Origin of the sequence: Actinomadura sp. NAK00032 (assembly GCF_013364275.1) — a bacterium.
Classification (GTDB): Bacteria; Actinomycetota; Actinomycetes; order Streptosporangiales; family Streptosporangiaceae; genus Spirillospora.
This window is the reverse complement of the sequence record NZ_CP054932.1, coordinates 3,730,889-3,757,220: the sequence shown is the minus strand read 5'-3', so window position 1 is coordinate 3,757,220 and position 26,332 is coordinate 3,730,889. Positions and strand designations below refer to the sequence as shown.

Below are 26,332 nucleotides of genomic sequence, written 5' to 3'. Positions count from 1 at the left end.
CGTGTGGGCCATGGCCGTCACGCCCCGCCGAGGCGGCGGCCGAGGATCCGGCAGATCTCCGCGGCGGGGCCGGGCAGGTAGAGCTCCTCGTGCGCGCCGTCCACCGCGTGCTCCTCGACGGCCCCGGCGATGTGCGGCCGCCACCGGTCGGCGGTCGCGGCCTCCGTTCCGCCCGCGGTGATCAGGAGCGCGTCGCCGTGGAAGACCGGCGAGGCGAACCCGGTCATCAGCCGCCCGTGGTTGACGATCACTTCCGTGGCGTGCGCGACGAAGCCGTCCGCCGCGCCGGGATCGGCCAGCGCGACCAGGTGCTCGGCGAAGTGGTCGCGGACGGCGTCCGCGGTGGGCGGGCCCAGCGCGACCAGCTCGCCGGCCGGGGCGCTGTCCAGCAGCGCGAGCAGCGCCACCTCGTGGCCGCGGCCGCGCAGCTCCGCCGCCACCGCGTGCGCGAGGGTGCCGCCGACCGAGAGCCCGAGCAGATGGAACGGCCCCTCGGGCTGGACGGCGAGGATCTCGCCGGCGTAGTCGGCCACCATCTCCCGGATGGAGCCGGGCAGCCGGTCCGAGCCGTCCATGCCCTTCGCCTGGATCCCGTAGACCGGGCGGTTCTCGGGGAGGCGCCGGGCGAACCCCAGGTAGGGCCAGCACAGCCCGCCGCCGGGATGGATCCACCACAGCGGCTCGCGGTCGCCGCCCGCGCGCAGCGGCAGGACGGGCCCGAACGGGTCGGCGGCGTCCGGGGGCTCCGCGCCGCTCTCCAGGGCGGCGGCCAGGTCGCCGACCGTCGGGGCGCGCAGCACCGTCCGGACGGGCACGTCCAGGCCGAGCACGACCCGGACGCGGCCGGCGAACCGGGCGGCCAGCAGGGAGTGCCCGCCGAGGGCGTGGAACCCGTCGTCCAGGCCGACCCGCTCCACGCCGAGGGTCTCGGCGAGCAGGCCGCACAGGATGCGCTCGCGCGGAGTCCGCGGCTCGCGGCCCGGCGCGGCCGGCGCGCGGCCGGGCTCCGGCAGCGCGCTCCGGTCGGGCTTGGCGTTCGGGGTCAGCGGGATCTCGTCCAGGACGGCGAGCGCCGACGGGACCATGTACTCCGGCAGCCGTTCGCGCAGGTGCGCGCGCAGCACGGCGGTGAGGTCGTCGCCGCCGCCCGCCGGGGTCGGCACGACGTACCCGGCGAGCCGCCGGTCGCCGCCGTGCTCGCGCACGGCCGCGACGGCCCGCTCCACCCGGGGGTGCTCCAGCAGCGCGGTCTCCACTTCGCCCGGCTCGATCCGCAGGCCGCGGATCTTGACCTGGTCGTCGGCCCGGCCGCGGAACACCAGGTCGCCGTCCGGCCCGCGCAGGACGAGGTCGCCGGTGCGGTACATCCGCTCGCCGGGCCGGCCGAACGGGCAGGCCGGGAAGCGGTCCGCGGTGAGGCCGGGCCGCCCGGCGTAGCCGCGCGCCACGCCGGGACCGGCCACGTACAGCTCGCCGACGACGCCGTCCGGGACGGGGCGCAGCGCGCCGTCCAGCACGAACACCCGGGTCCCGGGGATCGGCCGGCCGATCGGCGGGACGCCCTCGCCGCCGGTGAGCGGCGCGCTCATCACGGTCGCCGCCGTCGTCTCGGTCTGCCCGTAGATGTTGACCATGCGGCGGCCGGGGGCCCAGGCGGCGACGAGCTCCGGCGGGATCGGCTCGCCGCCGGTCGCGAGCGACTCCACCGCCGCCATCGATCCGGGCGGCATCAGCCCGAGCACGCCGAGCGGGAACATCATGTGGGTGACCCGGTTCGCCGCGATGGTGGCGGCGAGCGCCGGGCCCGCGGTGAGGTCCGCCTCGTCCGCGACGACGAGCGTCGCCCCGGACAGCAGGGTCGTGAGGATCTCGCACAGCGACACGTCGAACGTCGGCCGCACGAGCTGGAGCATCCGGCTCGCCGGGGTGACGGCGAGCCGCTCGGCGTGCGCGGCGACGAGCGAGGCGACGCCGCGGTGCGACACCGCGACGCCCTTCGGCCGCCCCGTCGACCCGGAGGTGTAGAAGAGGTACGCCAGGCCGTCCGGACGGCTCGGGACCGCCGCGGCGATGCCGGGCCGCTCGGTGAACGGCTCGTCCACGCGCAGCGCCGGGACGGGCGCCGCCGCCAGCGCCCCGGCCGTGTCCGCGTCGACGACCGCGAGCCGCGCGCCGGAGTCCGCCAGCAGGTAGGCGATCCGGCCGGCCGGGTCGGCGGCGTCGACCGGCAGGTAGGCGCCGCCCGCCCGGGCGATCGCCAGCAGCGCGGCGACCAGGTCGGGCGAGCGGCGCAGCGCGACCGCGACCACCGACTCGGGCCGGACGCCGCGCCGGACCAGCTCTCCGGCGAGCCGGTCGACGCGGGCGTCCAGGTCCTTGTAGGTCAGCTCGGCGGAGCCGGCGGCGACGGCCACGGCGTCCGGTGTCGCCGAGACCTGCGCGGCGAACAGCTCCGCGATGGTCGCGGCGGGCGCCGGCTCCGGCTCCAGCTCCGGCTCCGCCGCCGGCACCGGTCGCGGCGCGTCGATCGAACCGGCGGGAGCGTCCGGGTCGGCCGCGATCGCGCGCAGCACGCGCGCCAGCCGGCCGGCGATGGCGGCGGCGGTGCCGCGGTCGAAGGCCGCCTCCAGATACTCGACGACGACCCGCAGCTCGGGGCCGGCGGCCGCGGCCACGCCCAGCGGGTAGTGGGTGCCGTTCGGCGAGGAGACGCCGGTGACGGCGAGGCCGCCCTCCTCCGCTTCCGCCTCGTCCAGCGGGAACGACTCGAACACCGCGACGGTGTCGAACAGGGCCGGCAGCCCGGTCGCCCGCTGGATGTCGGCCAGCGCGTGGTGATGGTGGTCGAGCAGGGCGTTCTGCCGCTCCTGCACGCCGGTCAGCACCGAGCGGAGCGTGTCCCACGGCGTGAACCCGACCCGCACCGGCAGCGTGTTGATGAACAGCCCGACCGCCGACTCGACGCCCGGCACGGCGGGCGGGCGGCCCGACACCGTCGTGCCGAACACGACGTCCTGGCGCCCGGTCAGCCCGGCCAGCGCGATGCCCCACGCGGCGTGCACCAGCGTGCTCGGCGTGACGCCCAGCTCCGCCGCCGTCCGGGGCAGGTCGCGGGCGAGGCCGTCCGGCAGCGGGACCTCGATCCGGTGGGCGGCGCCGAGATCGGCGTCGGCGGGCAGGTCCGGCGCGAGCAGCGTCGGCTCCTCGACGCCCGCCAGCCCGTCCGCCCAGGAGCGGGCGGACGCCGCCGGGTCGCGGCGGGCGAGCCAGGCGAGGAAGTCGCGGTACGCGGGCGCCGGCGGCAGCGCGCAGGGCCCCGACCGGTAGAGGGCCAGCAGCTCGCGGGTGAGCAGCGGCACCGACCAGCCGTCGAACAGGACGTGGTGGGACGTGAGCACCAGCACCGCCGATTCGGGGCCGGTGAGCACCGACGACATCCGCAGCAGCGGCGGGGTCGCGGGATCGAAGTGCGCGTCCCGGTCCGCGGCCAGGAACGCGCGGAGCGCCGCGTCGCGGTCGGGTCCGGGCAGGTCGCGGAGGTCGAGTTCGCGCCACGGCAGCTCGACGCCGTCCACCACGAGCTGGACCGGGTCGCCGGCCGCGCGGCCGGGGAACGCGGTGCGCAGGTTCGGGTGCCGGTCGAGCAGTGCCTGGCCCGCCGCGCGGAGCCGGGCCTGGTCCACCCGCCCGGACAGCTCGTACACGAGCTGCACGTGGTACGGGTCGTGGCCGGTCCCGGCCTGCTCCGACTGGTAGAGCAGGCCGGCCTGCAGCGGCGTCAGCGGCCAGACGTCGGCGAGCCCCGGGTGGCGCTTCTCCCAGCCGTCGATCTCGTCCTGCCGCACCGCCACCAGCGGCAGGTCCGGCGGGGTGAGGCCGCCCGCGCCGGGCCGGGCGGCGTGCCGGGCCAGCTCCGCGAGGGCGGCGCGCCACGCGGCGGCCAGCTCCGCCGCCTCGGCGCCGGACAGCACTCCGGACGGGAAGCCGAACCGGGCGCGCAGCCGCGGGCCGTCCGCGGACTCGGTGACGAAGGCGTTCACCTCCAGCGCGGCGGCCACCGGCAGGTCCGGGTCGAACCGGACGGTCAGCTCGTCCGCGCCCGGCGCCCGCGTCCAGCCGAGGCCGCGCAGCGCCTCCGGCATGTCCGCCGCGCCGAACCGGCCCAGGTAGTTGAAGGTGATCTGGCCGGACGGCAGCGCCGCCAGCTCCGCGCCCGCCGCCTCGTCCAGGTGCCGGAGCAGGCCGTAGCCGATGCCCTTGTCCGGGAGCGCGCGGCGCCGGGTCTTGACGGATATCAGGACGCTCGCGACGGCCGCGTCGCCGGCGGCGTCGCCGGCCGCACGCAGCGCCGCCTCGGGCAGGTCCACCCTGACCGGGTACAGGCTGGTGAACCAGCCGACGGTCCGGGACAGGTCCGCGCCGGGCAGCACGGACTCCTCGCGGCCGTGGCCCTCCAGCCGCAGCAGCACCGACGGCTCGGCGACGCCGCGCGCCCGCCGCCACCGGCCGACCGCCAGCGCGAGCCCGGCGATCAGGGCGTCGTCGGCGCCGCAGCGGAAGGCGGCCGGGAGCGCGCCGAGCAGCACGCCGGTCGGCTCCGCGGGCAGCTCCACCTCCAGCGTCTCGACCGTGGACTGGACGTCCACGCGCGGGTCCGGCGCCCGCGCCCCGAGCAGCGGGTCGGGGCCGGCCGCGATCGCCCGCCACAGCGGCAGCTCCGCGGCGCGCTCGCGGGCGGCGCCGGGGAGGGCGCGGGCCCAGCGCCGGAACGACGTCCCGGCGGCGGGCAGGTCCGGCGCGCGGCCGTCGCGGACTCGTTCCCAGGCCGCCGCGAGGTCGGGCAGCAGGATCCGCCAGGACACGCCGTCCACCACCAGGTGGTGCAGGGCGATGATCAGCAGCCCGGGATCGAGCCAGACGAACCGCGCCATCACCCCGGCGGACGGGTCGAGCAGCCCGACCGCGGCGTCCAGCTCGGCCTGCGGGTCGGCCTGGTCGCGGGCGACGCGGACGAGCAGCGCGCGGACGTCCACCGCGCCCGGCGGCTCGACGCGCAGGCCGCCGTCCGCGAGCCGGGAGCGCAGCATGCCGTGCCGGTCCACGACCGCGCCGAGCGTCGCGGCGAGGCCGTCCTCGTCGATGCCGTCCGGCAGGTCCAGCATGGTCGCCATCGCGAACCGGCCGGCGCGCGCGTGCGCCGGCAGGAACCGGGCGATCGGCGGGAGCGGCAGCGCGCCGACGCCGTCCTCGTCCGGCGCCGGCCCCGCCGGGGCGGTGGCGGCGCGCTCGCCGGCCCTGGCGGCGAGCGCGGCGACCGTGCGCAGCTCGAACATCTCGCGCGGGGTGATCTCGACGCCCGCGGCCTTGGCCCGCGACACCACCTGGATCGAGCGGATGCTGTCCCCGCCCACCAGGAAGTAGTCGTCGTCGACGCCGACCCGGTCCAGCCCGAGGACGTCCGCGATCACTCCGGCGAGCGTCTCCTCGGCCGGTGTGCGCGGGGCCAGGTAGGCCGTCCTCGCCGCGGCCCCGCTGCCGGGCCGCCCGGCCGCCCGCTCCGGCGCCCCCAGCACGCCGAGCCTGGCGTGCGGGTCGGACACGGCGCGACGCAGCGTCCGGACGAACCGGTCCGCGAGGTCCTCGGCCGTGGCCCGGTCGAACAGGTCGGTCCGGTACTCGACGTTGCCGACCACGCCGCGGCCCGGGACGTCGGCCATGATCAGCGACAGGTCGAGCTTCGCGGTGCCGGTCGGGACGGTGTCCAGCCGCGCCCGCAGCCCGCTCGGCCACAAGTCGCCGTCGCCGACGTTCTGCCAGGCGAACATGACCTGGAACAGCGGGTGGTAGGCGGTGGAGCGCTCGGGGTTCAGCAGCTCCACCAGCCGCTCGAACGGGGCGTCCTGGTTGTCGTAGGCCGCGAGGGCGCGGCGGCGCACCTCGTCCAGCACCTCGGCGAAGGTCGGGTTCGCGGGGATCCGGACGCGCAGCACCCACGTGTTGACGAAGAACCCGACGAGGTCGGTCAGCGCCTCCTCGGTGCGCCCGGCGATCGGCGACCCGATCGTGATGTCGTCGCCGCAGCCCAGCTCGCGCAGCAGCACCGTGAACGCGGCCTGCATCACCATCGACGTCGTCGCGCCGCGCGCCCCGGCGAGCCGCTCGACGGCGGCCATCAGCTCGGCCGCGAGCGTGAACTCGACCAGGTCGCCGCCGTGCCCGGCCGCCTTCGGGCGCGGGCGGTCGGTGGGCAGCGCGAGCGGCTGCGGCACGCCCGCCAGCTCCTCCCGCCAGTAGCCGGCCTGGGCGGCGAGCGCCGCGGCCGGATCGTGCTCGTCGCCGAGCAGCTCGCGCTGCCAGAGGGTGTAGTCGGCGTACTGCACCGCGAGCTCCGGCCAGTCCGGGGCCTCGCGCCGCCGCCGGGCGGCGTAGGCGGTGCTGAAGTCGCGCATCAGCGGGCCGACCGACTCGCCGTCCCCGGCGATGTGGTGGATCAGCAGGAGCAGCACGTGCTCCTGCGCGCCGGTCCGGAACAGCCTCGCCCACACCGGCGGCTCGGCGGCGAGGTCGAGCAGGTGCACCGCCGCCTCCGCCACCGCTGCGTCCAGGCCGGACGGCTCCACGTCCACGAGCGGGACGTCGAGCCGCACCTCGCCCGCGGGCAGGATCCGCTGGTACGGGACGGCGTTCTCGTCCTCCCCGACCAGCGTGCGCAGGCTCTCGTGCCGCGCCACCACGTCGTGCAGCGCGGCGCGCAGCGCCGGCACGTCCAGCGCGCCGGACAGCCGCAGCACCAGCGGCACGTTGTAGGTCGCGGACGGCCCGTCGAACCGGTGCGCGAACCAGAGGCGGTGCTGGGCGGCCGACAGCGGGACCCGCTCGGGACGCGGCTCGGCGCGCCGCAGCGGCGGCCGCTCCGACGGCCCGGTGGGCAGCCGCCGCACCAGCTCGGCGACCGTCGGCGCGTCGAAGACCACGCGGATCGGCACGTCCACGCCGAGCGCGGTGCGGATCCGGCCGACCAGCCGGGTGGCGAGCAGCGAGTGGCCGCCGAGCGCGGCGAAGTCGTCGTCGATGCCGACGCGCTCCACGCCGAGCACGTCGGCGAACAGCCGGCAGAGCAGCTCCTCGCGCGGTGTGCGCGGGCCGCGTCCGGTGCCCGCGTCCGGCTCGGGCGCGGGCAGCGCGGCCCGGTCGAGCTTGCCGCTGGCGGTCAGCGGCAGCCGGTCCACCGGCACGAACGCGGACGGGACCATGAAGCCGGGCAGCCGGGCGGCCGCGTGCTCGCGCAGGTCGTCCGCGAGGCTCCTGGCGTTGAACCAGCGCTGCCCGTCCGGGACGGCTTCGAGCGCCGGTTCGCCCGCGGCCTCCGGGCGGACGGCGTGGACGGAGTACATGCCCGTCCCGGCCAGGTCGTCCGACGCGGTCACGCCGGTGCGGAAGCCGTGGCCGCGCAGCATCGCGACCACGACCTCGAGCCGGCCGTCGATGTCGTGGACCTCGGCGACGACCTGCCTGATGATCGGCCAGTGCTCGGCGTCGACGCCGCGCAGCACGTCCAGTTCGCTCTTCTCCGCGTCCACCTTCAGCAGGTCGATCACGGGCAGCGCGTGCTCGCGGATCAGCTCGGACAGGGTGCGCAGCTCGACCTCGACGCGCTCGCCGCGCAGCCGCTCGGTGAGCAGCTCGGCGCGCGCGGCGCCGTCGAGCCCGGCCAGCTCCGGGTCGTTGCCGATGACCTGTTCCAGCATGTGGCGCTCCTCGCGTTCGTCGGCGAAGCGCCCGGACAGGATCGACAGGTCCGGGTAGTAGGTGAACTCGGCCCGGCCGGGCTCGGCGGCGAGGCCGCACGCGGTGACGGCGGCGTCGATGCCGTGCAGCTCGGCGTTCAGCGCGAACATCCGGGCCAGCTCGGGGATCGGCTCGACGGCGAGGATCCGGCAGTCCGGCCGCCGCTCGGCGACGAACAGCGAGAACATCCCGACGTGGCCGCCGACGTCCACCACGCGGGCGCCCGCGGGCAGGGTCACGCCCGCCCGCAGGTACTCGTTCCGGACGAAGATCTCGTCGTAGAGGAACGTGGTGTTCGACCGGTTGCGCGCGCACACGAGCCTGCCGTCCGGGAGTTCGTGCAGCTCGCGGCCGTCCAGGCGGCCCTCGCGGCGCATCCGGGCGAGGGTCGCCACCGCCCGCGCGGCGCCGTCCTCGGGGACGACGTAGGCGACCAGGCGCGGACCGCCCGCGGCGTCGCGGGCGACGACCGCGGACCGGGCGGCGCCCGGATGGTCCGCGAGCACGCCCTCGATCTCGCCGGGCTCCACCCGCTGGCCGCGGATCTTGAGCTGCTGGTCGTCGCGGCCGAGGTACTCCAGTTCGCCGCGGTGGTCCCAGCGGACCACGTCCCCGGTGCGGTACATCCGGTCGCCGGGCGCGCCGAACGGGTCGGCCGTGAACCGCTCGGCGGTCGGCCCGGGCCGGTGGACGTAGCCGCGCGCGAGCTGGGGCCCGGCGAGGTACAGCTCGCCCGCGACGCCCGGCGGGACGGGCGCGAGCCGGTCGTCCAGCACGTAGGTCCGGGTGTTCCACACGGGCCCGCCGATGGTGACCGGACCGTCCGCGCCGGGCGGGCAGTGCGCGGCGGTGACGTCCACGGCGGCCTCGGTCGGGCCGTAGAGGTTGTTCAGCCGGGCGCGCAGGACCCGGTGGTACCGGTCGCGCAGGTGCGGTGCCAGGGCCTCGCCGCTGCACACCACCTCGCGCAGGGTCGTGCAGCCGCGCGCCGCCGGGTCCTGGAGGAAGTCCTGCAGCATGGACGGCACGAAGTGGGCCATCGTCACGCCGGCCCGCTGGATCGCCGAGGCCAGGTAGGCGGGGTCGCGGTGGCCGTCGGGGCGGGCGACCACCAGCGTCGCGCCGGACACCAGCGGCAGGAACAGCTCCCAGACCGAGACGTCGAAGCCGAGCGGCGTCTTCTGCAGGATCCGGTCGGCGGCGGTGACGGCGTAGTGGTCGCGCATCCACAGCAGCCGGTTCACGATCGCCGAGTGCGGGACGGCCACGCCTTTGGGGCGGCCGGTCGAGCCGGAGGTGTAGATCACGTACGCCGGGTTCGCGGGCGACGGCGGGACGACCGTCCCGGGGTCGCCGGGGTCGCCGGGGCCGCCGGGCTCGTCGACGGCGATGCGGGCGGCGCCGTCCGGCACGGGCGCGCCCTCGGCGGCGACGGTGACCAGCGGGCGGGCGTCCTCGTACAGGAACGCGATCCGGCCGGCCGGGTGCTCCGGATCGACCGGCAGGTACGCCGCGCCCGCCTTGAGGACGGCGAGCAGCGCCACGACCGTCTCCGCCGAGCGCGGCACCATCACCGCGACCACGGATTCCGGCCCCGCGCCGCGCGCCGCCAGCCGCGCGGCGAGCCGGTCGGCGCGGGCGTCGAGGTCGGCGTAGCTCAGCTCGGCGCCCTCGAACAGCACGGCGGCCGCGTCCGGCGTGCGGGCGGCCTGCCCGGCGACCAGCGCGGCGAGCGTCGTGGCCGGGACGGGCCGCGCGGTGTCGTTCCACCGCTCGACCACCAGCTCCCGCTCGGCCGGGTCGAGCACGTCGATCCGGCCGAGCGGCAGGTCCGGGTCCTCGGCGAACTGCTGCAGGACGCGGCGGAACCGGTCCGCGATCCCGGTCACGGCCTCCGGCTGGAACACGTGCCGCTGGTACTGCAGGACGATCTTCAGCTGCGGGTCGGCGTCCGCGACCACCGCGAGCGGGTAGTGCGAGCCGCCGTACGGGGTGAGGCCGGTGACGGCCAGCTCGGTGCCCGCGTTGGCCTCGCTCAGCCCGACGTGGTCGATCGGGTACGACTCGAACACCACGAACGTGTCGAACAGCCGCGGCAGCCCGGTGGCGTGCTGGATGTCGCCGAGCGAGCGGTGCTGGTGGTCCAGCAGCGCGGCCTGGTCGTCCTGCACGCGGGTGAGCAGTGCGGCGAAGGTCTCGGCGGGCGCGCAGCGGACCCGGACGGGCAGGGTGTTGATGAACAGGCCCACCATGCCGTCCACGTCCGGGATCGCGGGCGGGCGGCCCGAGACGGTCGCGCCGAACGTGACGTCCCGGCGCCCGGTCAGGCGGCCGAGCAGCACCGCCCAGGAGCCCTGGACGAGCGTGTTCAGCGTGACGCCGAGCTCGGCGGTGCGCCGCGACAGGGCGCGGACCAGGTCCGGCGGCAGCGGCACGTCCACCTGCCCGACGTCGGCGGCGTTGACGGCGGACGCGGCGGGCGCGAGCAGGGTCGGCTCGTCGACGCCGTCGAGGGCGTCCGCCCAGGCCCGCGCGGCGGCCGCGCCGTCCTGCCGGTCGCGCCACTCCAGGAACTCGCGGTAGCCGCGGACGCGGGGCAGCGCCGAGGCGTCGCCCCCGGTGCCGTAGAGCCGCAGCAGGTCGCGCAGCAGCAGCGGCACCGACCAGCCGTCGAACAGCACGTGGTGGGCGGTGAAGACCAGCTCGGCGCGGCCGGGCCCGAGGGTCGCGAGCGACAGCCGCAGCAGCGGCGGGGCGGCGAGGGCGAAGTAGGCGGCCCGGTCCTGCTCCAGGAAGCGGGCCAGCTCCGCGTCCGGGTCCGCGGCGCCGGTGAGGTCCAGGTGCCGCCAGGGCAGCTCGACGCGCCGCGGCACGACCTGCACGTGGTCGCCCTCGCCGGTCGGGACGAACGCGGCGCGCAGGTTCGGATGCCGGTCGAGCAGCGCCTGGCCGGCCGCGCGCAGCCGGTCCGGGTCGGCCGCCCCGGACAGGTGCAGGACGAGCTGGACGTGGTACGGGTCGAAGTCGTCCCCGGCGAGCATCGCGTGGAACAGCAGCCCGGACTGGAGCGGGGTGAGCGGCCAGATGTCGGTGAGGCCGCCGTAGCGCCGCTCCCACTCCTCGATCTGGTCCTGCGTGGTGCCCGCCAGCGGCACGTCCGAGGGCGTCAGGCCGCCCGCGCCCGGCCCGGCGGCGTGCCGGGCGATGCCTTCGAGCGCGGCACGCCACAGGTCCGCCAGCTCGCGCACGTCGGCCTCGTCGAGCACCCCCTCCGGGAAGCTGAACCGCGCGGCCAGCCGCGGGCCCTCGGCGGTGTCGGTGACCAGGCAGTTGACGTCCAGCGACGACAGCGCGGGCAGGTCGGGGTCGGGCGCGGCGATCAGCTCGTCGGCGCCCGGGGCGCGGGTGAAGCCGAGGCCGCGCAGGTGCTCGGGGGTGTCGGAGGCGGCGAAGCGCCCCACGTAGTTGAAGGCGATCTGGCCGCTCGGCAGGTCCGCCAGCTCGGCCGCGGTCTCCGCGTTGAGGTACCGCAGCATGCCGTAGCCGATGCCCTTGTCGGGGATGCGGAGCAGCTGCTCCTTGACGGCCTTCACGGCGCGGCCCGCCGCGGCGCCGCCGGCGAAGGCGTCGTCGAGGTCGGCCCCGGCGGTGTCCAGGCGGACCGGGTACATGCTGGTGAACCAGCCGACCGTGCGGGACAGGTCCGCGCCGGGCACGGCGTCCTCCTCGCGGCCGTGGCCCTCCAGCCGGACCAGCAGCGACGGCTCGTCCACCCCGCGGGCCCGCCGCATCCGCGCGACCGCCAGCGCGAGCGCGGCCAGCAGGCCGTCGGCCGCGCCGCCGTGGAACGCCTCGGGCACGGCGGTCAGCACCGCCTCGGTGACCGGCGCGGGCACCCGCACCCAGTGGTGCCGGACGGTGGACGCGACGTCCACCGCCGGGTCGCGGCGGCGCTTCCCGAGCAGCGGGTCCGGGCCGTCCGCGATCGAGCGCCACAGCGGCATCTCGGCGGCGCGCCCGGCCGCCTCCGCGGCGAGCGCGTGCGCCCACCGCCGCAGCGACGTGCCGGTCTCCGGCAGTTCCGGGGTGCGGCCGTCGCGGACCTGCTCCCACGCCGACGCCAGGTCCGGGAGCAGGATGCGCCAGGACACGCCGTCCACGACCAGGTGGTGCAGGACGATCAGCAGCCGCCCGGGGCCGTCGGCGCGGTCGAACCAGACGAACTGCGCCATCGTCCCGGCGGCCGGGTCGAGCCGCCCGGTGGCGGCGTCCAGCTCGGCGGGGGCGGTCTCGTCCCAGTCGTCCTTCCACGGGACGCGGCGCAGCAGCGCCCCGGCGGGCACCGAGCCGGGCGGGGCGACGCGCAGGCCCTCGGGCACGAGCGTGGACCGCAGCGCGTCGTGCCGGTCCAGGACGGCGGCCAGCACGGCGAGCAGCCCGGGCTGGTCGATGCCGTCCGGCAGGTCCACGACCGCCGACATGGAGAACCGGTCGACGCCGCCGCCCAGCTCCATCAGGAAGCGGCCGATCGGCAGCAGCGGCGTGAGGCCGACGCCGCCGCCGGCCAGCTCGGCCAGGGCGCGCTCCTCCCCCGTCCCGGCGGCCGCGAGCTCGGCCAGCCGGGCGACGGTGCGGCCCTGGAACACCTGACGCGGGGTCAGCTCGATCCCGTGCGCCCGCGCCCGCGTCACGACCTGGATCGACCGGATGCTGTCGCCGCCGCGGGAGAAGAAGTCGTCGTCCACGCCGACCCGGTCCAGGCCCAGCACCTCGGCGTACACCCCGGCGAGGACCTCCTCCCCGGGCGTGCGCGGGGCGCGGTACGCGCCGCCGGTGAACGCGGGGGCGGGCAGCGCCGCCCGGTCCAGCTTGCCGGTCGGGGTGAGCGGCAGCCGGTCCAGCACGACGAACACGGACGGGACCATGAACTCCGGGAGCCGCTCGGTGACGAAGCCGCGCAGCTCGGCGGCCGACACCCCGGCGGTCAGGTCGACGTTGTCGTGCCGCCCGCCGCCCGCGCCGCCGGGCCGCCCGGCCGGGACGACGTAGCCGACCAGGTGCCGGCCGGCCGGCAGGTCGTGCGTCGCCACCACGGCCTGCGCGACGCCGGGGTGCGCGGTCAGCACGGCCTCGACCTCGCCCGCCTCGATCCGGAACCCGCGGACCTTGAGCTGCGCGTCGTCGCGTCCGGCGTACTCCAGCCGGCCGCCGGCGGTCCACCGCGCGAGGTCGCCGGTGCGGTACATGCGCTGCCCGGGCGGCCCGAACGGGTCGGCGACGAACCGCTCGGCGGTCATCGCGGCGCGGCCGTGGTAGCCGCGGCCGACCTCGCCGCCGACGTACAGCTCGCCGACGACGCCCGGCGGGACGGGCGCGAGCCCCGGCCCGAGCACGTGGGCGCGCATGTTGGCGAGCGGCGTCCCGATCGGCGTGCCCGCCGCCGCGTCCTCCGGGAGCGGGCCGTCGACGACGTGGGCGGTGGCGTAGAAGCTCTCGCTCTGCCCGTAGGCGTTGACGACCCGGACGCCCGGGAACGCCTCGCGGACACGGCGCACCAGCCACGCGGGCAGCGCCTCGCCCGCGAAGACCAGCCCGTCCATCGCGGTGCGCGGGTCGAGCCGGTCGACCAGCCCGGCGAACACCGACGGCACGGTGCTGACCACGCCGCCCCGCCAGCCGTCCCGCTCGCCCAGTTCGAGCACGTCGCGGACGACCTCGACGGTGCCGCCCGCGGCGAGCGTCGTGACGATCTCGAACACCGACACGTCGAAGCCGACCGAGGTCCCGGCGAGCATCCGCGTGCCCGGCCGGAGCCCGACCGTCTCGGCGAGACTGGTCACGCCGTTCACCACGCCCCGGTGCGTGATCGCGACGCCCTTCGGGACGCCGGTGGAGCCGGAGGTGTAGAGCACGTAGGCGACGTTGTGCGGCCGCGGCGGGACGGGCGCGTCCCCCGGCTCGCCGGCCGCCGGGCCTTCGAGGTCGAGATCGTCCAGGTGCAGCGTGGGCACGCCGGCGTGCGGCAGGGTGCCGGCGGTCTCCCGGTCGGTCAGCAGGAACAGGGGCCGCGCCTCGGTGAGCATGTGCTCCAGCCGCGTGCTCGGGTAGCGCGGATCGATGGGCACGTAGCCGGCGCCGGACTTCAGGATCGCCAGCAGCGCGACCACCAGGTCGGCGGACCTCGGCAGGGCGAGGCCGACGAGCGTCTCCGGGCGGGCGCCCCGCCGGGCCAGCTCCCGCGCCAGCCGGTCCGCGCGCTCGCCGACCTGCCGGTAGGTCAGCTCCCGGCCCGCCGAGACGACGGCCACGGCGTCCGGCGTCGCGGCGGCCCGCCGCTCGAACAGGCCGGGGACGGTCGCCTCGGGCGCCGGCGCGGTGGTGTCGTTCCAGCGGGCCAGCAGGTCGCGCTCGTCGGCGGCGAGCACGTCCACCGCGCCGGCCGGCGCGGTGGGGTCGGCGGTGATCCGGCGTAGCACCCGCACCAGCCGCTCCCCCATCCGCTCGGCGGTGCCGCGGTCGAACAGGTCGGTCGCGTACTCCAGGCGGCAGCGCAGGCCGCGGCCGTCCGGGTCGGCGGTGAAGTTGAACTCCAGGTCGAACTTCGCGGTGCCGGTCCCCACGGCCTCCAGCGTCGCGGTCGCGGCGGGGACGTCGAGTGCGACGCGGGAGTCAGTCTGCCAGCTGAACATCACCTGGAACAGCGGGTGGTGGGCGGTGGAGCGCTCGGGGTTCACCGCCTCGACGACCCGCTCGAACGGCGCGTCCTGGTTGTCGTAGGCGCCGAGGGCCCGCTCGCGGACCCGGTCCAGCAGCACCTCCAGCGGCGTGTCGCCGGACAGGCCGACCCGCAGCACCCAGGTGTTGACGAAGAACCCGACCAGGTCGGCCAGCTCCTCCTCGGTGCGGCCCGCGACGGTCGCGCCGATCGTGACGTCCTCGCCCGCGCCCAGGTGGGAGAGCAGCACGGCGAGCGCGGCCTGCGCCACCATGGCCGTGCTCATGCCCCGGGCCCTGGCCAGTTCCTCGACGGCGGCGGCGAGGCCGGCGTCGATCTCGACGTGCACGACGTCGCCCCGGTGGCTCGCCCGCGCGGGACGCGGCCGGTCGGCCGGCAGCCGCAGCCGCTCGGGGGCCCCGGCGAGCTCGTCCTTCCAGTAGCGGAGCTGGGTGGCGAGCCGGCTGTCCGGGTCGTCCTCGTCGCCGAGCATTTCGCGCTGCCACAGCGTGTAGTCGCGGTACTGGACGGGCAGCTCGGGCCAGTCCGGGGCGCGGCCGCCGTGCCGGGCGGTGTAGGCGGCCGCGAGGTCGCGGGCCAGCGGCACGGCGGACTCCCCGTCCACGGCCACGTGGTGGATCACCAGGACGAGCACGTGCTCCCCCGGCCCGGTCCGCAGCACGCGGGCGTGCACCGGGACGTCGGCGGACAGGTCGAACCGGTGCGCCGCGGCCTCGGCCACCGCCGCGTCCACGGCGGCGGCGCCCGTCTCCACCACCGCGACGGGCAGGTCGAGCGCGTCCGGCGGGACGACCCGCTGCTCCGGCGAGCCGGCCGCGTCCTCGGCGAACACCGTGCGCAGGCTCTCGTGCCGGACGACGACGTCGCGCAGCGCGGCGCGCAGGGCGTCGACGTCGAGGTCGCCGCGGAACCGCACCAGGAAGGGCACGTTGTAGACCGCCGACGGGCCGTCCAGCCGGTCGATGAACCACAGCCGGCGCTGGGCGAAGGAGATGGGGGTCACTGCGTCTGCGCTCCTCGCTGACTCGTTTCGCGCGCGCCGGGGCGGCGGCGGCCCGCGACGGTGTCCGCCACGATGTCCGCCACGCCCGCCACGGTCGGGTTCTCGTAGAGCTCCTGCGTCGTCAGGCGGACCGCGAGCCGCTCGTCCAGCAGCGCGAGCAGCCGGGTGGCGCGCAGGGAGTTGCCGCCGAGCTCGAAGAAGGAGTCGTCGCGGCCGACGGCCGGGCGGTCGAGCGCGGCCGACCAGAGCGCGGCGATCCGGCGCTCCAGGTCGGTGCCGGGCGGCGCGGACACCCGCCGCGCGCGGCCTGGCGCGGCGTCGAGCAGCAGCACGGCCGCGTCGACGCGGCCGTCGGCGTCCCTCGGCACCCGAGGCACCGCGACCACCCGGACCGGCACCGGGCATGCGGCGGCGTGCGGCGCCACGGCCGCGCGCACCTCGTCCGCCGCCGCCTCGCCCGTGTAGGCGACCAGCAGCTCGCCGGCGCGCACCGCGTCCGGGGCCAGCTCCTCGACGATCCCGGGGTTGGCCAGGTCGAGGCCGAGCAGCAGGTAGTGGTGCGGCGCGGCGAGGGCCGCCAGGAACAGCCGCAGGCCCTCGTCCGGGCCGAGCGGGCGGAAGCCCCGCCGCCGCGCCGGCTCCGCCGGCCGGCCGCGGTTCACCCCGGCGCCGGTCCACATGCTCCACGCCAGGCACCGCACGCGGCGGCCCCTCGCGTGGTGCCAGTGGTCGGCGAACCCGGCGAGGAACCCGCTGGCCGCCGCGTACGCGCCGAACGAGTGCCCGCCGAACTCGCCGTTGACCGAGCCGAACAGGACCAGCGCCGCGTCCGGCCGCCGGTCGAGCAGCCGCGCCACGGCGAGCGTCCCCGCGACCTTCGCGCGGAACTGCGCGGTGAACGTGCCAGCGGTCTCGTTGGCGAGCGTGTGCCGGTCGAGCCGGTCCCACTGCCCGGTCGGGTCGGCGGCGGCGAGGTGCAGGACACCGTCGAGCGGGGCGCCCCAGTCCGCCTCGGCCGCGGCCACGGCGGACTCCAGGGCCGCCGCGTCGGCGACGTCGAGCCGCCGGTACCGGACGTCGCCGAGCGCGCGCAGCCCGGCGAGCCGTCCGGCCTTCTCGCGGTCGGCGTCCGCGCCGCCGACCGGCGAGCGGCCGGCGAGCAGCAGCCGGACGCCGTACGCCGCCACCAGGTGGCCCGCCAGGTCGTGCGCGATCCCGCCGAGCCCGCCGGTGACCAGGTAGCGCCCGCCCGGCACGACCGGCGGCTCCCCCGGGCCGGGCTCCTCGGGGACGGGGCTCAGCCGCGGCGCCCACCGGCGCCCGGCGCGCGCGGCGACCACCGCGCCGTCCCGGTCCCGGCCGGTCCGCTCGGCGCGCAGCGCGTCCGGCCACCGGTCCGGGTCGGCCGGCAGGTCGAGCTGCCGGACGCGCAGCGCGGGCACCTCCGCGGCGGCGGTGCGGACGAGCGCGGGGAGCGCGCAGACACCGAGGTCCACGGCGTCTCCGTCGCGGGCGTGCACCGCGCCGCGGGTCAGCACCAGCACCGGCGGGCGGCCGGACTCACCGCCCGCGAGCGCGCCGATCAGCGCGGTGAGTTCGGCGGCGGCCGCCGCCAGCCGCTCCTCGACGCCGCCTTCCAGGGAGAGCGGCAGCGCGAACACGATCGAGCCGGGCGGTCCGTGCTCGGCCGTCACCGCCTCCAGCAGGCGCCGCACCTGCGCGCGGTCGTCCGCGCGGACGCGGTACCGCCCGGGGCCGTCCGCTGCGAACGCGTCGCCCCGGTGCACGGCGAGCAGCGGCCCGTCGACGCGCAGCCGCCGGAGGTCGTCCGCGGCGGCGAAGACCAGCCGGGCGCCGGATCCGGCGTCCGGCGCGTCCGCGTCCGCGTCCGCCGGCAGGAGTGTCCACTGCCGCCGGACGAGCCCGCTGCCCGCCGGTTCCCCGGCGGTGCCGATCACCCGGTCCGCGAACGCGCCGGCGCGCAGCCGGTCGGCGAGCGCGGACCGCTGGATCTTGCCGCTGCCGGTCTTCGGGAACTCCGCCGCCGTGACCGGCACGAGCAGGTCGGGGGCGAGCCCGGCCTCGCGGCCGAGCACCGCCCGCACGTCGGCGGCGATCCGGGCGAGGTCGGCCGCGGCCCACCGCTCCGGCACGAAGAAGACCGCCAGCCGGTCCGAGCCGGCGCCCGGCTCGCGCAGCCCGGCGGCGGCGACGAAGGTGACCCGCACCCCGTCCACCCGCGCGACGACGCTCTCGATCTCGTGCGCGAGGTGGTTGACGCCGCGCACGATGATCTGGTCCTTCCTGCGCCCGGCGATGACGACCTCGCCGTCCCGGACGAACGCCAGGTCGCCGGTGCGGTACCAGCCGTCCGCGGCGTACGAGTCCCGGTCGGCCTCGGCGTTCGCGTGGTAGCCGGCCATCATCGTGTCGCCGGTGATGCGCAGCTCCCCGACGCGCCCTTCGGGCAGCACGCCGCCGTCGTCGTCCACCACCCGCAGCCGGACGCCGGGGATCGGCGCGCCCACGGTGGACAGCACGGTCCCGTGCTCGCCGCCCGGGTCCAGGTAGCGGATGTCCCCGCCGAGGGTGGCGGGGTCGACCGCGACGGTGCCCGCCGCCCGGTCGTCCCGGCTCTGCCGCGTGTAGGTGACGCCGGAGCAGGTCTCCGACATCCCCCAGCAGGGGACCATCGCGTCCGGCCGCAGCCCGTGCGGGGCGAGCAGCTCCAGGAAGCGGTGGCTGGTCGCGGCGACCACCGGCTCGCCCGCGTTGACCATCTCCCGGACGCACGACAGGTCGAGGGAGCGGCCGCGCAGCTCCCCGGCCAGCTCGTTGACCATCGCGTACGCGAAGTTCGGCGCCCAGGTGTTCGTCACCCGGTGGGCGTCCATCCACTCCAGCCAGAGCAGCGGGTCGGCGAGGAAGTGCTCGGTGCGGGCGTTGACGTGGCGGCAGCGGGCGAAGACGTCCCGCACGTTGTACATGGCGACCGTGACGTGGTCGAACGGCATCCAGATCAGGCTCACGTCGTCCTCGGTCAGGCCGCAGTGCGCGGCGACGGCGAGGGACCGCGCCGCGACGCTCGCGTTGGTGTGCCGCACGCACTTCGGCACCCCGGTGCTGCCCGACGTGAGCAGGTTCAGGACGGGGTCGTCCGGCGCCGCGGGGAACCAGTCGCGGTCGGGCGGGTGCGCGAGGAGGTCGTCGGCGGTGAGGATGCGCACGTCCGGCTCGTCCCACAGCTCGCGGACGTCCGCGAGGGCGCCGGCGGTCGCGGTGTCGGTGACGAGGACGGGCCGTCCGAGCAGCTTCCACGCGTTGCGCAGCTTGCGGTTCGGCTCGTTCGGCCGCTGGTAGGTCGGGGCGACGGCGACCGGTGTGGGCAGGAACCCGCCGAGCACGCAGCCCCAGAAGGCGGTGATGTAGGCGCGGTTGTCGGCGAACGCGAACAGCGCCGCGTCGCCCGGACGCAGGCCCGCCGCGCGCAGGCCGGCGAGGACGCGCTCCGCCTCGCGCAGCAGCTCGGGATAGGACTGCCAGTCGTCCTCGCGGCCCTGCCGGATGTAGACCGTGCCCTTGCCGGGGGCGAGGCGCGCCGCCTCCCGCAGCGCCTCCTGGAGGGTGCGGGGCGCGCCGTCCGGGACGGCCGGCGGGCCGCCGTCCAGGTCGGCGGGCGGCCGGTCGGGGACGGGGGCCGCGGCCCGGGCGGGCGGCGCGGGTGGCGCCGGCGCGGCCGGCGCGGCCGGTCGGACGCCCCGGCGGACGACGGCGGCCGCGTCGGCGACGCCGGGGACCGCGCGGGCCGCCGCGGCGATGCCGTCCAGCGCCGCCGGGCCGATCGGTTCGGGTGCGGTCATGGCGTCCTCCCGTCGCTGCCGAGGGCCGGCGTGGCCTCGCCGAGGAACGCGACCAGCTCTTCGGCCGCGTCGAGGAAGTAGAAGTGGCCGCCCGCGTGGAACCGGGTGGCGAACGCCCCGGTCGTGCGGTCCCGCCAGGCGGCGAGGGTGTGCCGGGGCGCGCGCGGGTCGGACGTCCCGGCGAGCACGGTGATCGGGCAGTCCAGCGGCGCGCCCGCGGTCAGGGTGTGCCGTTCCCACAGGGCGAAGTCGGCGCGCAGCAGCGGCAGCAGCTCGTCCATCACGGCCGGGTCGGCGGCGATCTCCGGCTCCACCCCGCCGAGCCGGACGATCTCCGCGCGGAACGCGTCCTCCGGCAGGTCGTGGATCGGCGGCACGCCGCCGGTGCCGGGCGCGGGCTGGGCGGACAGGAACAGGTGGCCGGGCCCGGGCAGGCCGCGGTCGCGCAGCGCCAGCGCCAGCTCGTAGGCGAGCGCCGCGCCGCAGGAGTGCCCGAAGAACGCGTGCGGGCCGGCGAGCACCGGCCGCAGCGCGTGGACGAGCACGTTGACCAGCGGCGCGACTTCGGTGAACGGCGCTTCGGCGATGCGGTTCTGGCGGCCCGGGAGCTGCACCGCGACCAGGTCGACGCCGGGCGGCAGCAGCGCCGCCCATCCGGAGTAGGAGGCGGCCCCGCCGCCCGCGTGCGGGAAGCAGACCAGGCGCCGGGTGTGCCCCGGCCGCCGCGCCCGCCACACGTACGGGCTCTCCGGCAGCAGTTCGCCGAGCCCGGTGGTCATCGGGCACCGTCCCGCGCGCCGCCGCCCGTCCTCCGGCGGAGCCGGGGCGGCCCGGCGCCCGCCGCCGCGACCTCGGCCCAGCGGGCGGACAGCTCGGCGACCGTCGGGTACTGGAAGACCGACCGGATCGACACCTGCGCGCCCAGCTCGGCCCGGATCCGGCCGAGCAGGCGGGTCGCGCGCAGCGAGTTGCCGCCGCAGGCGAAGAAGTCGTCGTCGATGCCGATCCGGTCGCGTTCGAGGACGTCGGCGAACAGCCGGGCCAGCGCCTTCTCCCGGTCGTCGCGCGGCTCGCGGCGGGCGGCGGCGCCGATCTGCGGCAGCCGGCCGCGGTCCAGGCGTCCGCGCGCGGTCAGCGGCAGCTCGTCCAGTTCGGCCAGCGCGGCCGGGACGAGCCGGGCGGGCAGCCGCGCGGCGACGAGGTCGCGGAGCGCGCCGGTGCGGAGCGCGTGGCCGGGCTCCGCGACGACGTATCCGGCGAGGCCGCCCTCCCCCGCGACGACGGCCGCGCGCGCCACCTCCGGGCGCGACAGCAGGACGGTCTCGACCGCCCGCTCCGTCGTCCGCGCGTCCGCGCCGCCGAGGTGCTCCCAGGCGTCGTCACCGAGGCGCCGGACGCTCGTCCCGGTGCGGAACATGCGCGCGCCCGGCGGGCCGAACGGATCGGCGACGAACAGCTGGGCGGTGAGCGACGGGCGGCCGAGGAAGCCGCGCCCGACGTCCCCGGACGCGTACACCTCCCCCGCCGCGCCGGTCCCGGTCCGGGTGAGGGCCGGGCCGAGCACGCGCGCCGAGGCGGGCACGGCCGGCGCCGCGCGCGGGACGCCGTCGCGCACCTCGACGGTCCGGCCCGCACAGAGCGCGAGCAGGAGCTCCCGGGCCTCGGTGTCCGGGCCCACCGCGAGCGGGCCGTCCGGTGGCGACTGCGGGACTGCGGCGGCCAGGGCGCCGTGCGTGAGCGCCAGCGCGCGCGGCCGGGCCGCCTCGTCCGGCCGGTAGCTCAGGTGGGCCAGGTTCTCCGGACGCGGACGCGGACGCGGACCGGCCGCCGCGCCCCGCCCTGGGCCCGGTTCGCCCATCCGGATCTCGGGCAGGTCGGTGAACGGCGAGGCGTCCCCATCGGTGACGATCGCGGCCGGCGCGGCGTCGGCGCGGACGGCGTCGGTCCATCCGGGCGGGTCGGCGGGGTCGAGCGGCAGCGCGCAGCCGCCCGCCCGCAGGACGCCGAGCAGCGCCGCGACCCGCTCGGCGGCGCCGGAGCACCACACCGCGACCACGGACTCCGGCTCCACTCCGTGCGCGCGGCAGGCGTCCGCGACCTCGTCCGCGCGCGCGTCCAGCTCGCGCAGGGTGGTCCGGACCCCGTCCGCGACGAGCACGGCGCCGGACCCGGCGGCCCGCCGCGCGGCGAGTTCCGGCAGCGGGGCGGCTCCGGCCGTCTCCGGCTCGGTCTCCGCCGCCATGTCGAGCGCGGCGACCCGGGCCGCCGGATCGGCGGCGAAGGCGCGCAGGACCCGGGCGAGGCCCGCCGCGAGGCGGGCCGCGGTCGCGCGGTCGACCATCCCGTGCCGGTGCTGGATCCGGAGCCGGAGCCGGTCGTCCAGGTCGGCGAAGACCGTGAGCGGGTAGTGCGAGACGCCGACCGGCCGGTAACCGGTGACGGCGAGGCCCGCCGCCGCGCCCGCCGCCGCGATCCCGGCGCCGTCGGACGGGAAGGACTGGAACGCGACGAGCGTGTCGAACAGGACCCGCGCCCCGGCCGCGTCGTGCACGTCGGACAGCGCGGCGTGCTCGTGCTCGACCAGCTCCGTCCGCTCCGCGCGCAGCCCGGCGACGACGTCCGCGAGCGTCCGCCAGGGCGCGCACCGCACCCGCACCGGCACGGTGTTGAGGAACAGCCCGACCATGGCCTCCACGCCGGCCAGCGCGGGCGGGCGGCCCGCCACCGCGGCGCCGAACACCACGTCGGTCCGGCCGGTGTGCCCGGCGAGCACGATCGCCCAGGCCGCCTGCACCAGGTGGTTGACGGTGGCGCCGAGCCCGCCGGCGCGGCGGACGAGCGCCGCCGCCTCGGCGTCGGTCAGCGGTACGGCCAGCTCACCGAACCCGGGCGGCTCCTGCGCGGCGGCCCCGTCCGCGACGAGCGTGGGCTCGGCGCCGTCGAGCGCGTCGGCGTGGGCCCGCGCCGACGCCGCCAGGTCCTGCCGGTGCAGCCAGGCCAGGAAGTCCCGGAACGGGCGCCGCTCCGGAAGCGGGGAGTCCCCGCCGTAGAGCCTCAGCAGGTCGCGCACGAGAAGCGGCTCGGACCAGCCGTCGAACAGGGCGTGGTGCGCGCTGATCACCAGCTCGGTCCGCGTCTCGCCGATCCGGGCGAGGGTCATCCGCAGCAGCGGCGGGCGCGCCGGGTCGAACGGCGCGGACCGGTCGCCGGCCAGGAACCGGTCGAACGCCGCGCCGTCGGGCAGCCGGATCTCGCGCCACGGCAGGACGGCCCCGTCGACCACCAGCTGCACCCGGTCGCCGGCGGCGGTCGGCGCGAACGCGACCCGCAGCGCGGCGGTCCGGTCGAGCAGGGCCTGCCCGGCGGCGCGCAGCCGCGCCACGTCCACCGCGCCGCCGAGGCCGACCAGGAGCTGGACCTGGTAGGCGTCCGCCGTCCCGGGACCGGCCGCGAGCATCGTGTGGTGCAGCATCCCGGACTGCAGCGGGGTCAGCGGCCACACGTCGGCCAGCCCCGGATACCGCGCCGCCCAGGCGTCCAGCTCGTCCTGCGCCACCGTCGCCAGCGGGACGTCGGACGGCGTCAGCCCGCCCGCGCCGGGCTCGCCCGCGTGCGCGGCCACCGCTTCCAGCGCGGCGCACCACGAGCCGGCCAGCGCGCGCAGCTCCGCCGGAGGCAGCACCCCGCGCGGCGCGGCGAACGTCGCGGTCAGCCGGGGGCCGTCCGGGCCGTCGGTGACGGTCGCGTTGACGTCCAGCTCGCAGGGTGCGGCCATCGCCGGGTTGTGGCCGGCGTCGAGGGTGGCGAGCTCCTCCAGTTCGGCCAGGTCGCCGGTCAGCGTCCAGCCGAGGCCGCGCAGGTCCTCCGGCATGTCGGCGGCGCCGAACCGGCCCAGGTAGTTGAAGCCGATCTGGCCGAGCGGATGGGGGCGCAGCGCCGCGGCGGTCTCCTCGTTCAGGTAGCGCAGCAGCCCGTACCCGACGCCCTTGCCGGGGACGGCGCGCAGCTGCTCCTTGACGGCCCGGACGGCCGCGCCCGCCGCCGGGCCGCCCGCGAACGCCTCGTCCACGTCGATCCCGGCGAGGTCGAGCCGCACCGGGAAGACGGTGGTGAACCAGCCGGCCGTGCGGGACAGGTCCGCGCCCGGGACGGCGTCCTCCTCCCGCCCGTGCCCCTCCAGCCGCAGCAGCGTCGACGGCTCGGCCTCGCCCCGGGCCCGCCGCCGGCGCGCGACGGCGAGCGCGAGGCAGGCGAGCAGCCCGTCGTTGACGCCGCCGCGGAAGACCGCGGGCACCGTGGTCAGCAGCGCCTCGGTGACGCGGGGCGGCAGCGACACCCGCACGTTCTCCACGGTGCCCATCACGTCCACGGCCGGGTCGAGGCGGCGCCGGCCGAGCAGCGGGTCGGGGCCGTCCACCACGGAGCGCCACCAGGGCAGCTCGGCGACCCGTTCCGGGGAGGCCGCCGCCTCGGCCATCGCGTGCGCCCAGCGCCGCGCGGACGTCCCGGCGGGCGGCAGCGCGGGGGCCAGGCCCGCCCTGATCCGCCGCCACGCGGACGCCAGGTCGGGGATCACGATCCGCCACGTCACGCCGTCCACGGCGAGGTGGTGCAGGGTGATCAGCAGGCGGCCGGGCCCGGCCGGCGGGTCGAACCAGACGAACTGCGACACCACGCCCGCCTCGGGGCTCATCCGGCCGGCCGCGGCCTCCAGTTCGGCGACGAGCGCGCGGTGCCAGGCGCCGTCGTCCCAGGCGGCCCCGAACGGGACCCGGCGGACCATCCCGTCCACGTCGACGCCGCCGGGCGGGTCCACGACCAGGCCGTCGGCGACGAGCCGGGCGCGCAGCAGGTCGTGCCGCTCCACGACGGCGGCCAGCGTCGCGACCAGTCCCGGCCGGTCGATGCCGGGCGGCAACTCCAGCACGATCGCCTGCATCAGCCGGTCGAACCCGGGCCCCAGCTCCTTGATCCACAGCGCCACGGGGAGCAGCGGCATCCAGCCCGCCCCGCCGCCCGGCAGCTCGGCGAGCCGGACGGTGTCGCCGGGCGCGGCGGCGGACTCGGCGGCGGACGCGGCCAGCGCGGCGACGGTCCGCTTCTCGAACACCGCCCGCGGGCCGAGTGCCAGGCCGCGGGCGCGGGCGCGGGTCACCACCTGGATCGCCTGGATGCTGTCGCCGCCCAGGGCAAGGAAGTCGTCGTCGATCCCGACCCGCGCGCGGCCCAGCACCTCGGCGAACACCTCCGCCAGCGCGGTCTCGGCCGCGTCGCGCGGCGCGCGGTGGGCCCCGGCCGCGCCGGGCGCGGGGGCCGGGAGCGCCGCCCGGTCGAGCTTGCCGTTCGCGGTCAGCGGCAGCCGGTCCAGCGCCACCAGGGCCGGCGGGACCATGAACTCCGGCAGCCGGCGCGCCGCGAACCGGGTCAGCGCGGCCGGGTCGGCGGCCGCGCCGTCCGCGGCGACGACGTAGCCGACCAGCGTCCGGTGCGCGCCGTCCTCGCGGACGGTCACCGCCGCCTGCGCCACGTCCGGATGGTCGAGCAGGACGGACTCGATCTCGCCCAGCTCGATGCGGAAGCCCCGGATCTTCACCTGGTCGTCGGCGCGGCCCTGGTACACCAGCTCGCCGTCCGCGTTCTCGACGACGATGTCGCCCGTCCGGTACATCCGCTCGCCGGGCGGGCCGAACGGGCAGGCCGTGAACCTCCCCGAGGTCTGCCCGGCGCGGCCGAGGTAGCCGCGGGCCAGCTGGCCGCCCGCCAGGTACAGCTCGCCGGCCGTCCCCGGCGGCGTCGCGCGGAGCCGGTCGTCCAGGACGTGCGCGCGCAGCGCGTCGAACGGCCGCCCGATCGGGACCTCGGCCTCGGGGTCCCCGGCCGGGCCCACCACGTGGCCGGTCGCGAACACGGTCGTCTCCGTCGGCCCGTAGCCGTTGACGAAGACGGTGTCCGGGCAGGCCGCGACCGCCCGGTGCACGAACGGCGGCGACACCCGCTCGCCGCCGACCCATACCTCCCGGAATCCGCTGAGGCAGGACACGTCCTCCTCGACCAGCAGGTTGAACACCGAGCTGATCAGCAGGGTCGCCGTGACGCCGTGCTCGGCGACCACCTTCGCCAGGGCGTCGGGCGTCAGCTCGGCGACCGGGCTGACCACGACCCTGCCGCCGTTCAGCAGCGGCACCCAGAGCTGGTAGACGGACGCGTCGAACGCGAGCGGCGAGTGCAGCAGGACGCCGTCCCGGGCGTACCCGCTCCACCGCCGGTCCGTGGCGAAGCGCAGCAGGTCGCGGTGTGTCGCCCCGATGCCCTTGGGCACCCCGCTCGACCCGGAGGTGTAGATGATGTAGGCCAGCCGGTCCGGGTGCCGGACGGGCGGCGGGACGCGCGGCCCGGGCGTACCGGCCAGTTCCCCGAGAGTGAGGCGCGGGCAGCCGCCCGGGAGGTCCGCGCCGGTCTCCGCCGCGGCGAGCAGCAGCACCGGCGCGGTGTCGCGGAGCATGACCGCGACCCGGTCGGCCGGATAGCCGGGGTCGATCGGCAGGTAGGCCGCGCCCGCCTTCAGGACGCCGAGCAGCGCCGCGACCAGCTCCGCGGACGGCGGCAGCACGACCGCGACGACCGACTCGGCACCGACCCCGCGTCCCGCCAGCGCGCACGCGATCCGGTCCGACCGGGCGTCGAGGTCCCGGTAGCTCAGCGCGACGTCGCCGCAGACCACCGCGACCGCGTCCGGCGTCGCCGCCGCCACCCGCGCGAACAGGTCCGGCACCGTGCCGTCCGCCGGCTCCCGCATGTCCATCACCCCACCGCGAGAAATGCACAGAGAATGAGCCGCGCGGAAGCGGCGGCTCAGCTTATGGAAAGGCCGGCCATGCACCATTGGCCAGGCCGGGAAGCACCTTTGCCCACTGTCCTGGGGGGACGCCCTCCAGGTCAAGGGGA

4 protein-coding genes are annotated in these 26,332 nt (G+C 77.6%); all 4 read right to left on the bottom strand.

The window, feature by feature from the left end; all coding sequences use genetic code 11:
* Positions 1 to 17 precede the first annotated feature (17 nt).
* Genes HUT06_RS43835 through HUT06_RS17495 form a run of 4 tightly spaced genes read right to left on the bottom strand, consistent with a single transcriptional unit; the run spans position 18 to position 26,183 of the window.
* Positions 18 to 15,527: a non-ribosomal peptide synthetase gene (locus HUT06_RS43835; RefSeq protein WP_217711328.1), complete on the bottom strand. Its 15,510-nt coding sequence runs from the start codon at positions 15,525 to 15,527 to the stop codon at positions 18 to 20.
* Positions 15,524 to 19,387: an SDR family NAD(P)-dependent oxidoreductase gene (locus tag HUT06_RS17505; protein WP_176196718.1), complete on the bottom strand. Its 3,864-nt coding sequence runs from the start codon at positions 19,385 to 19,387 to the stop codon at positions 15,524 to 15,526. Before HUT06_RS17505 ends, HUT06_RS43835 begins: the two co-directional genes overlap by 4 nt.
* The gene (locus HUT06_RS17500; RefSeq protein WP_176196717.1) at positions 19,384 to 20,166 is read right to left on the bottom strand and encodes a thioesterase II family protein; all 783 of its coding nucleotides are present in this window, start codon (positions 20,164 to 20,166) and stop codon (positions 19,384 to 19,386) included. Before HUT06_RS17500 ends, HUT06_RS17505 begins: the two co-directional genes overlap by 4 nt.
* Positions 20,163 to 26,183 (bottom strand): non-ribosomal peptide synthetase, encoded by a 6,021-nt coding sequence (locus tag HUT06_RS17495; protein WP_176196716.1) that lies wholly within the window; start codon positions 26,181 to 26,183, stop codon positions 20,163 to 20,165. Before HUT06_RS17495 ends, HUT06_RS17500 begins: the two co-directional genes overlap by 4 nt.
* Positions 26,184 to 26,332 lie beyond the last annotated feature (149 nt).